This is a genomic window from Teichococcus wenyumeiae (genome assembly GCF_003696345.1).
GTDB lineage: Bacteria > Pseudomonadota > Alphaproteobacteria > Acetobacterales > Acetobacteraceae > Pseudoroseomonas > Pseudoroseomonas wenyumeiae.
Map to the genome: position 1 here is coordinate 1 of NZ_RFLX01000073.1, position 9,064 is coordinate 9,064.

A 9,064-nucleotide genomic window follows, 5' to 3' on the forward strand; every position below is an offset into this window, starting at 1 on the left:
TCAGCCATGGCAGCACCTCCGACGCCATGGAATCACAGCAAGATCAAAACGCAAGAGGATCATTAATAGGCCCTGAGCCTAGAAGCCCGCGAGCAGGCTTCCCGCGCGGAGAAGGCAACGGCGGTGATGAAGCGCAGTCGGCCGGATCATCTTATGAAGATGGGTCCGCACGCATGGCAAATCAACATCGGACGCAGTGGGAGCGCGGCGGCTGCGCCGAGCCAGATCCTGGCTTGGCGTCGCGCCTTCGCTCGCCCGGGGAGATCCATTGTCGGATAATCCGAGGACATGTCCTCGCCGGAGAAGCACGTCCGTTTCTAAAATGAAAGTAATGATATTGGCAGCGATGCCATCCGCGCATCCTGGCTTAGAGGTCGGCGCGCTTCGTCGCTGCGCGCTACCTTCTAATGTTCCACACCGGGCGGTGATTCGTCCCTGCTGACGCCATCCTATGCATTCAGCCCAAGAAGAGGAATGCAGCAGCCACGCCGTACGGTAATCAAAGGGCCGGCGTGCTCGCCGGTCAGGCCATGGGCGGTTGCCGCAATCAGCAGCCGTTAGACCCGAGTACGACCCGCTCTGGCCCATCCTGATCAGCTCCACTCTGGACCTGGTTGCCGCCAGAACTCTTCTGGGCAGCACGGGCCTGAGCGACCTTCTTGGCCTTCGCCACCATTGCGCATCATGTCCAGGATGACGCGCATCTCGCCAGACACACGATTCTCGCCGCTGGCCATGCGCCGAAAATGACGCTCGATGTTCGCAAGCGGCCGGTCATCCCCGCGCCGTTTCATCCACTGGGCGCAGCTGGCCTGCGTCTGGCCCAAGGCTGCCAGTTCGGCGCGGAACCATGCTGCCGACTCCGAGGTGCCGGTGGTGGAGAGACCATGCCGTATCCTAATCTTGATATCCGCTGGGCTAGACCTGCCATCAGGAGGTAGCGCCTGGCCTGCCGCAGCAATCACAGCCAACGATGGTTTGGTGAGAAGCTGAAAGCCGATTTGAAGGCACAATAAGGGGGAACGTCATGAGCACTGATCAGCGTCGCCAAACGGGAGTGGTTCGGCTCTGGCGTCATTTGCGCCAGCTTACCTTTATCGCGTCCTTGGCCTGTGCGGGGCTCCCGGCTTCCGCGCGGGCACAGGAGGTAGGACCGATCACGCTGGAGCGGTTCGGCTCCTTCCACGTCGGTGGCCGCATGGTGGAGATTTCCGGCCAACCCATTCGCGAGTACATGCCGACGGTTGGCGGCACTTTGAACCGGATTGACCCAAACGGCTCCTACATGGTCGGGGCTATGTACGCGCAGTACATGATCCCCAGCCCACAGCGCGGCACTGCGCCGCTGATGCTCTGGCACGGTGCTTACTTAACGGGTGTGACTTATGAAACCACGCCGGATGGCCGGGAAGGCTGGGAGCACTTCTTCCTGCGCCGGGGTTGGGCAACCTACGTGACCGATGCAGTGGAGCGCGGGCGGAGTGGCTGGGCCATGGTTCCCGAGATCTTTCGCGAGCCCGTGTTTCTGCCACTCCAGAACCCTTGGGAGCGCTTCCGCATCGGTGATGGCCCTGGCTCTTTCGCGCGCAAGACCACCGCGCCCGGCGCGCAGTTCCCAACCGACCAGGACAGCTACCTGAACTTCATGAGACAGGTCGTGCCACGGTTCCTCAGCACCGACGAGGATGTGCTGGCCGGTTATGCCGCACTGTTGGAGCGGGTCGGACCCAGTGTGGTGATTGCCCATAGCCAGGGCGCCGCTTTAGCCTGGCAGCTGGCACAGCGGCGGCCCGAGTTGTTCCGTGCAATGGTCCTGGTCGAACCCGCTGGAACTGGCGACATGGCACAGGCTGGCCGGCTCAAGGATATCCCGCAGGTCTTCGTCTACGGCGACAACATGGACCCGCGTTGGTCATCGATCCGCAGCAACGTCCGGCGCTTCGCAGCAGCCATCCGCGAGACCGGCGGACAGGTTGACGAGATCGATCTGCCTGCCCGGGGCGCCCTCGGCAATACCCACATGGTCATGATGGACCATAACGGCAACGTGGTGGCAAAGCTCCTGCAGGAATGGCTCACCGAGCACGGTTTCTGGCGCTAGCGGGGAAACTCTTGGCGTAGACGCCACAAGGCGGGACAGTGGGTAGCGGCGTTGCCCAGCAGTGATGCTACGAGATTTCGGCAGCAACCGTTCCGGGCATTAGCGGTTCAGTCCACGATAGGCTGCTGCTTGGCGCGGACGGTGCTCTGGCGGGTACCCTGACATCGTTGCGCCGCACTGATCGGCGGTGTTTTTCAGAGGTAAGATCGGCACGATAAACCCCGGCTTATCGTGCGTCAGCTTAAGTCCCTACGAGGCTGCCGCAATGTCGTCGTGGCTGGTGCCATGAAGCCCGGTGTGACGCGGCCAGAACCGCTTAGGATCACGGACAAAGGTTTGGCCGCGGCGTGGCGCAGTCCTATCCGGCACGACCATGCGAACGACGGAGCCCGAACCAGCCGTCGGGATCTGGCTCGGCCGAATCCATCTGGCCTTGGCCGTGCAGGCGCCCACGGCGCATGTGCTGGAGCTGCCCAACAAGTTCGCCCCGTCCGGCGAAGTCTGGCTGGCAATCCAGCAACAGCTCTCCCGCGGCTGGGGTCCCTTCCTGGGCGCGCCGGCGCCGCCGCTGGGCTGGTGCAGTCTCGTGGTGCTGCTGTGGGCGAAGCGGCGGGTGTGACTGGCCCAGCTGACCCCCAGGCTCATCCCCCTGCCCCATCATCGCCACAGCCGTGCCACGGGGTGGTCGCGCTCCCGGTCTAGCTTTGGCGTTGTCTTTGAGGAGGATCGCTTGATGACCCGCATCACCCACTTCGCCGCATCCTGCACCCTGGCTGCCATGCTAGGCCTTGGTGGATTGGGTCTGGCGCAGCCGGCAGCCGCGGCGCCAGCTGTGGCGCCGATCGCAGGGGCGAGCCTGGGACACACGGCGCCCGTTGAGTCGGTGCGCTGGGCGCAACGCTGCCGGCCGCAGACGGTGATGCGCCGCGACCGCCATGGCCGCCCGATGCGGGTGACGCGCGACGTCTGCCGCCGCGTCTGGGCGGGGCCGCGGCATCATCATCGGTAACGGAACCAGGGGGCCCGGCTGCTGGTCTGGATCGGCCTTCGAGCTCATCCGGCTGGCAGCAGCCCCCATTTGACGGCCAGGGCGGCGTATTCGGCCGCCGGCAGGGCACTTCTCTCCCCTCCCCGTCTCCCTTCCTGAGCTTTCTTTTTCACTACAGAAACTTCGGCTGACCGGGCTTCGGTATCGCTTACAGTCCACTGCTCTGGGCTGGCGAACAGATACGCAGACGTCCACTGGCACCAGCGGCCGGCGACCACCAGGCCGCGCCGCACATGGCCCATGATCCCGGCGGCCTCGATCCGCTGCAGGGCGAGCTGCACCGTCGAGCGGGCGCAGCCGGACCAAGCCGCCAGCTGGCCGATGGAGGGGTCACAGACCCCATGCCGCGAGGGGCCGCGGTAGAGCAGCGTCCAAAGCACCAGGATGCCGGTGCGGCGCAGGGCGCCGCCATGTAGTCCGGGCAGGTGGCTGCGGCGCTCCAGGCGGCGCGCGGCCTCCATGATGCGGCGGCGCTCGGCATCGCCGAGGCGCTGGCGCTGCCAGGCGGCAACGCGCACTGACCCGGCGCGGGCCGGGCGTGGTGAGGCAGGCATGCCCATGCTCCTGGGCCGCCAACAGGGCGCAGTTCTCCCGTCCGCAAATCTTGCGGCTTTCAGCGCAGGGGCCTATCTTGGAGGTCTGTTGTCTCTCGTTCCGCCCTGCAAGGCGGGATAGGCCATTTTACGGGGAGGGGTCGTTCTGGCGGATCTGCTGGGGCGGCCCCTTTCTCGTTTCTCCACGCGGGATTGCGCGGCGGGGACAATCATTCCCGGCCGAGCTTCCGATGACAAGTCAATAAATTCAGCGGTTTATCGGTTACAACCATCCAACCATGCATGGTTACTTGGTTGGATGGTTACATGGTTGGTTGTAACCAACCATGGTTCATTGGTTCAAACGCCCATCTTGTCGAGATACTGGCGGATCGCCTCGTCGAGCAGGGCTTGCTTCTTCTGGCGCGTCTTGAATGCCAGGGTCCTCAGCCGCTCGCTGTCCGATGCCAGGATGCGGATGGTCAGCCCCTCGCGCACGGGCGCGCCGGACGGGGTGACCGGAGCTTCTGGCTTCGGCGGGGCCACGGTCGGTGGCAGGTCCGTTTTCCGGACCAGCAGGGATGCGTCGATCTTAGCGGGAGGCGATGCCATAGCGTTTCCTCCGGGCGAGCCGGTCAGCGATGTAAGTCCAGAGTTCGGTGATCTCGACGGCGCTAGCGGACTTCAGATCCAGTTCGCCGGCAGTGCGGCCATCGGTCATGGAGGTGGCGAAGTCGATCCGGTGGTGGATCTCCACCGGGGCCAGCGGGCCATGCTGGCTCAGGGCCTTGATGGTCTCCGATTTGATCTTGGACCGAGCCACCGCCTGGTTGACCACGAAGACCATCGGCCGGCCGGCCTCTTCCACGATGTCCACCGTGGCGCCAACCGCTCGAAGGTCGTTGGGCGACGGACGGGCCGGGATAAGCACCAGATCGGCCAGAGCGACCGTGCTGGCGATGCTTTCGGTGATGGCCGGGGGCGTGTCGATGATGCAGAGGGGAACCCCGCCCTCGGCCAGCTTGTCCAGCGTGGCCTTCAGACCCTCCGGCAGGACTTGCACCAGCGCAGGGGTGTCCGGTTGGCGGACCCGGAACCATCCGGAGAGGCCCGCCTGCGGATCGGTGTCGATGACCGCGACCGGCGACACGCCTTGCCGCTCGGCTTCAACGGCCAGATGGCTGGTCAGCGTGGTCTTGCCCGCTCCGCCCTTCTGGCTCGCCACAACTATTGTCTGCACCATCGTTCCGTCTGGTTACATGGTGCATTGGTTGTAACCATGGTTGCGTGGTTCGTGCAACCAAGATTAAAGTTGGACAAATGGTTGCAAGGTTACATGGTTGAACGGTTGTAACCATGGTTCATCGGTTGCAGCGTTGTCGCCAGAAACTATCCTGCTCTTCCAGAAACTTACGGAGCCTCACCACCTCCACCGCCAGCACGGGGGGGCGCCTCCTTCTCACCCATTCTTCCTCCCCTCCTTCTTCCGCCTGCTGCCTCAACCTCTCCGCGATGGCGCCCCGCGCAATCTCCTGTTGCGCCCGGAACTACGCTTGCCAAGGTTTTCAGCATGTCGGCGCGCGCTAGGGCGCGACCGCCCTGGGCATCTGCCTCCCAGAACGGGCTCGCCGGATCCTGACGGCGGACCTGCCGCAGCGCGCCGTCGGTGCTGGTCAGCGGCAGGTGATAGGCCTGCATCAGCCGGAGGAGCTCGGCCCGGCTCAGGTCATCGAACGGTGTCTCGCCCCATCGCAGGCTTTCGGCCGGCTTCATCCGGTCACGCGAGGCAGGCCGCTGGCCGGCGGCCACGGCTCGCCGGGTGTCTGCCGGTCAGTCTCCCGGCTTCCTGTGCGCCAACTGCCTGTCAATGTAAGAGCCGGTCGGACCATCCTTGCCGGTATTGAACCTCCCTGTCAGGCGGGAATTGGAGGATGGTTGCCGGCCCTGCCTTTTGGCGTGGCCATGGCTCGGCAGAAGGCCCGCAGCGGTCGCCAGGTTACATAGACGTTGGATGGCTAGCGCACAGTCCAAGCGGCTGCCTTCCCGCTTGATCCACGCCCTCAGGACACTGGCCCGAGCCCGAGCCAACGCCTGGGATAGCTCGGCCGCCCCATCATCGGGGATCTGCATCGTTCTGCCATCGATTAAAATGCGCTGGGCCTGCTTGTTTGCCTCGGGCAGGATGACGCCCCAGGCACAATCGGAAGCTACCTATGCGCATTCTCGCTCTGGTCCTCCTCACCATCGTTTTGGGAGGATGTGCCAACCGACCACCAACTTTGTGCGAAGCGGGCTGGTTCACGCTGTGGGCCGGCGCCAACGTGCTTGCCGCTACCACAGGGGGCAACACTGGCGGGACCGTGCCGACAGAACGGTGCCAGTCCTGACAAGCCATCTGCATCGCTCATCCGTAAGCGCGGCCTGAGAGCCCTTCTTCCCCAACGTGCCGATGCTGTGCTGCCTCGCCTTCAGGTGGGGAGCTTCGAGCCAACATTATGGTCGACGTTAGTGATGACGCGAGTGGCCGAGACTTATCGTGCTGATGACGCCCGGGTCCGCTATTGCCGGCCGAGGGGCACAGTCGTGGCGATCTCCCAGGGGCACTTCACCCGCCGGCGGCTCATTGGCCACGAAGTTTCAACTGAACCAAGGCAACAAAGATGGTCGCTTTCTGGTCAACCATGATTGCCCTCCCGTACCCTTTCCTGCAGCGCGTGCTGTGGACGCAGATTCGTGAGGAAGCCCTTGAGCAGAATGCCTGGCCGCATATGGTTGCTGATCCTGATGGTCGTCATAGGAATCGCACCGCTTGCGTCCGCGGTCCTGGCTGGGCTGATCGCCGAACTGAACAGATGCGGTCCCATGAAGGCTTTGCCCAATCCTGCATTGTCGCAGGATTTGATGTAGGTGGCCCGCTGCACACCATAACCGTCATGGGTTGGCTAATGCTGATCTCTCTTCTTCCTCGCCGGCGGACTGTTGGGGCTGGTGAAAGAAGTGCTGCTGCTGATCATTCGCAGGCTTTGATGGCCGAATGCGATGCCCGGGCGCCTGAAGACAACCCGCTGCGTCGGCAATGGGTGCATGCCCCCGCAAGGGCATGACCGAGACAGCTGGGACGTCATGTGACTTGCGCTGCTGGGAGGTCTCGGTCGCCCCAGCAGCGCAATGTCGTTATCAGCTTTTGCGGAAGCGGCGCGCCATGAAGACGCTCAGAAGCCCAAATCCGAAGAGGGCGGCCGAGGCAGGCTCAGGAACAGCCGTAGGGGCCCGCACGAGCATCACATCTGTCAGCGTGAAGCCCGCAAAGTTGTCGCTGCCGTATTGGCCATAGTTCCAATTGACTGTGAAGGTGTTCGTTGGAAGGTCGAACATCTTGCCGTAGAAGGTATCGGGATCGTTAAGCTTCCAGTCCGTACCTTTCAATATCGAACCCACCTCGAGTTCAGGAAAAATGCTCACTGTGGGCCAGTGGTCCGCCCACAGGTTCAGCATCCCCGAAAGCCCAATGACTTCATAAGGCAGCGTGAAGGTCATGCTCATCACGCCGACACAGCGGCTGATGGGGCTGTGGCAGCTGTAGGTCCCGGCCAGGGTACCGGGGGTCACGTCATTGGCGAAGTGGACCACCCCCCGGCTCAGCAAGCTGTCCGGCTGGAAATACCAACCCGCGTCCGGACCAGCCGGGAACGGGTCGTTCTTGGTTTCCTGGGTCCAGGAGCCGTACCAGTCCGTGTAGGAGACCTCATATCCGCCGAGCGGCGTCAGCGTGACCGATCCACGCTCCGCAGCAGCATCGGAGATGGCGCCGTACCAGGCGTCCGTCGTGAAATAGGCGGCGGCCTCCGCCTGCTGCGGCACGGCAACCGCCAGGACAGCCGAAGCAATGGCGGCGGTAAAGAAGCCTTTGATGCTAAGCACTGGGAATCCTTCAAGAAAGCTATCGGCATCACAGCAAGTCCCAGGCCACTTAATTTTGTAATGAAATTACAACGTATTGCATTGTAAAGGTTCCCTGGCGAAGGCCAGACGTAAAGTTACTCGACACACGCAAGGGTAGCGCGTCGGACAATCAGTCACATCTTGGGGTTGTCAGAAGTCGACGTGAACGGTTTCAGTCTTATGTCTCGGCATGCTGATGAAGAGGCCCAAGCGGACGAGCATCTGCAATGGCGTCTCCTCGCCGGCCGTTTGAGGTTCAGGCTGCGAGGTCATTGGCTCCCTCCTGCGCCTGTGCGGCGCTCAATTCGCGATACAGGGTTGTCTTGCTGATCTTCAGGCGCTTGGCCGCCTGGGCGACGGAGAGGCCTTCTCCGCCGGCGGCCTCGTCCAGCACCAGGCGCTGCGCCTGTTCCAACAGTTCCGGCGTCATCACTGGCCTGCGGCCGCCGATCCGGCCGCGCTCGCGCGCCGCGGCAAGGCCGGCCAGCGTGCGTTCCTGGATCATCTCGCGCTCCAGCTGCGCGAAGCTGCCCATGACGTTGAACATGAAGCGTCCCATGGGCGTGCTGGTGTCGATGGCCTCGGTGACTACCCGCAGCCGACGCCCTTCTGCTCCAGCCGCTCGGCGGTCTGCAGCAGCTGGGAGAGATTGCAGCCCAGCCGGTCCAGCTTCCACACCACCAGCGTGTCGCCCTGGCGGAGTGTCCGGAAGCAATCCACGAAGCCGGGCCGATCGACAGTCGCGCCGCTGGCCTTGTCGGTGAAGATCCACTCCAGATCCACGCCCGCCTTCAGCATCGCGTCGATCTGCAGCTCCAGGCGCTGGTCGTCCGTGGAGACGCGCGCATAGCCGATGTGGCGGGGGCCGGGCGGGGACTCTGGAAGGGGAAGCATCTGTCGTTTCTCTGCGGCGGGTGATTTGGCGAGCGGTCGCCAGACGCGGGCTAGTGGTTTTGGGACGGGAAAGCGGAATCAGTCGAAGTCTTCGCCATCGTCATCGTCCGGCTTCTCGATGGCCAAGGTGACGCGGAGGCGGTCGCCATCCCTGGTTGTGAAGCTCAGCCCGGCGCTGGGCATGGCGTCGTCAAAGGTCAGGCCCAGCTGCTGGAACATGCCCAGGCCATCCTTCACCATCAGCTCGCCGAGCTTGGTGGCGATGCCGGGCATGGCTTCGGCGAGTTTCTGAAGGTCCACAGGTGTTCGCCTTTCGGGCATTTGCGGATCCCGCGTGGCGGCGGCTTACAATGCTGCTGTCCACTCCGGTACTTGCTGGTCGTGATGCAGCCGCAGCCGCTGCAAGCCCACCGCCGCAAGAACGGCGTCCACGGGTGCCGCGTCTGCTGTCGTACCGGATAGCCCTGGCAGGCTGGCACAGGCCTCCTGGGCAAAGCGCCCCGGCAGCAGCGGGTCCACTGGCGCGAGGTAAGCCGCTTGCCACCA

Annotated in this window: 10 protein-coding genes and 1 pseudogene; 4 read left to right on the top strand and 7 right to left on the bottom strand. The window is 63.7% G+C overall.

What is annotated here, in order from left to right:
- The first annotated feature begins 1,027 nt into the window (after window positions 1-1,027).
- The 3 genes from EBE87_RS26790 to EBE87_RS28845 all read left to right on the top strand — a co-directional run bounded on the left by EBE87_RS26790 (window position 1,028) and on the right by EBE87_RS28845 (window position 3,110).
- The gene (locus tag EBE87_RS26790) at window positions 1,028-2,101 is read left to right on the top strand and encodes an alpha/beta fold hydrolase (RefSeq protein WP_120641200.1); all 1,074 of its coding nucleotides are present in this window, start codon (window positions 1,028-1,030) and stop codon (window positions 2,099-2,101) included.
- Window positions 2,102-2,474: 373 nt separating this feature from the next.
- Window positions 2,475-2,720: a hypothetical protein gene (locus EBE87_RS26795; protein WP_120640002.1), complete on the top strand. Its 246-nt coding sequence runs from the start codon at window positions 2,475-2,477 to the stop codon at window positions 2,718-2,720.
- Window positions 2,721-2,834: 114 nt separating this feature from the next.
- Window positions 2,835-3,110, top strand: a complete 276-nt coding sequence (locus tag EBE87_RS28845; RefSeq protein ID WP_147426153.1) for a hypothetical protein — start codon at window positions 2,835-2,837, stop codon at window positions 3,108-3,110.
- Window positions 3,111-3,154: 44 nt separating this feature from the next.
- On the opposite strand, the gene EBE87_RS26800 is transcribed toward EBE87_RS28845, so the two are convergent.
- The 3 genes from EBE87_RS26800 to EBE87_RS26810 form a co-directional block, all read right to left on the bottom strand.
- Window positions 3,155-3,703, bottom strand: a complete 549-nt coding sequence (locus EBE87_RS26800) for a helix-turn-helix domain-containing protein (protein WP_120640001.1) — start codon at window positions 3,701-3,703, stop codon at window positions 3,155-3,157.
- A gap of 339 nt (window positions 3,704-4,042) precedes the next feature.
- Window positions 4,043-4,294 carry a hypothetical protein gene (locus EBE87_RS26805; protein ID WP_120640000.1) on the bottom strand — a complete coding sequence of 84 codons (252 nt, stop codon included), beginning with the start codon at window positions 4,292-4,294 and terminating at the stop codon, window positions 4,043-4,045.
- Entirely contained in the window at window positions 4,275-4,925 is a 651-nt protein-coding gene (locus tag EBE87_RS26810; protein WP_120639999.1) for a ParA family protein, read from the bottom strand. The genes EBE87_RS26805 and EBE87_RS26810 overlap by 20 nt, the downstream gene beginning before the upstream one ends.
- Before the next feature lie 1,417 nt (window positions 4,926-6,342).
- Here EBE87_RS26810 and EBE87_RS29550 point away from each other — a divergent pair.
- Window positions 6,343-6,786 carry a hypothetical protein gene (locus tag EBE87_RS29550; RefSeq protein ID WP_199707732.1) on the top strand — a complete coding sequence of 148 codons (444 nt, stop codon included), beginning with the start codon at window positions 6,343-6,345 and terminating at the stop codon, window positions 6,784-6,786.
- Between the two features lie 73 nt (window positions 6,787-6,859).
- Here EBE87_RS29550 and EBE87_RS26820 read toward each other — a convergent pair whose 3' ends face one another.
- The 4 genes and pseudogenes from EBE87_RS26820 to EBE87_RS30105 form a co-directional block, all read right to left on the bottom strand.
- Window positions 6,860-7,603, bottom strand: a complete 744-nt coding sequence (locus tag EBE87_RS26820) for a PEP-CTERM sorting domain-containing protein (RefSeq protein ID WP_120639998.1) — start codon at window positions 7,601-7,603, stop codon at window positions 6,860-6,862.
- 277 nt (window positions 7,604-7,880) lie between these two features.
- Window positions 7,881-8,518 (bottom strand): annotated as a pseudogene (locus tag EBE87_RS26825) (recombinase family protein).
- A 78-nt stretch (window positions 8,519-8,596) separates the two neighbouring features.
- Complete coding sequence (locus tag EBE87_RS26830; protein WP_120639997.1) at window positions 8,597-8,818, bottom strand: hypothetical protein; 222 nt, start codon at window positions 8,816-8,818, stop codon at window positions 8,597-8,599.
- A gap of 45 nt (window positions 8,819-8,863) precedes the next feature.
- Window positions 8,864-9,064, bottom strand: a 201-nt coding sequence (locus EBE87_RS30105; protein WP_233560242.1) for a hypothetical protein, incomplete at its 5' end; no start/stop codon positions are given.

Excerpts from the sequence above, each read along its gene's own strand:
- EBE87_RS26790 (WP_120641200.1), top strand. The coding sequence starts at position 1,028 with ATGAGCACTGATCAGCGTCGCCAAACGGGAGTGGTTCGGCTCTGGCGT.
- EBE87_RS26795 (WP_120640002.1), top strand. The coding sequence starts at position 2,475 with ATGCGAACGACGGAGCCCGAACCAGCCGTCGGGATCTGGCTCGGCCGA.
- EBE87_RS28845 (WP_147426153.1), top strand. The coding sequence starts at position 2,835 with ATGACCCGCATCACCCACTTCGCCGCATCCTGCACCCTGGCTGCCATG.
- EBE87_RS26800 (WP_120640001.1), bottom strand. The coding sequence starts at position 3,703 with ATGCCTGCCTCACCACGCCCGGCCCGCGCCGGGTCAGTGCGCGTTGCC.
- EBE87_RS26805 (WP_120640000.1), bottom strand. The coding sequence starts at position 4,294 with ATGGCATCGCCTCCCGCTAAGATCGACGCATCCCTGCTGGTCCGGAAA.
- EBE87_RS26810 (WP_120639999.1), bottom strand. The coding sequence starts at position 4,925 with ATGGTGCAGACAATAGTTGTGGCGAGCCAGAAGGGCGGAGCGGGCAAG.
- EBE87_RS29550 (WP_199707732.1), top strand. The coding sequence starts at position 6,343 with ATGGTCGCTTTCTGGTCAACCATGATTGCCCTCCCGTACCCTTTCCTG.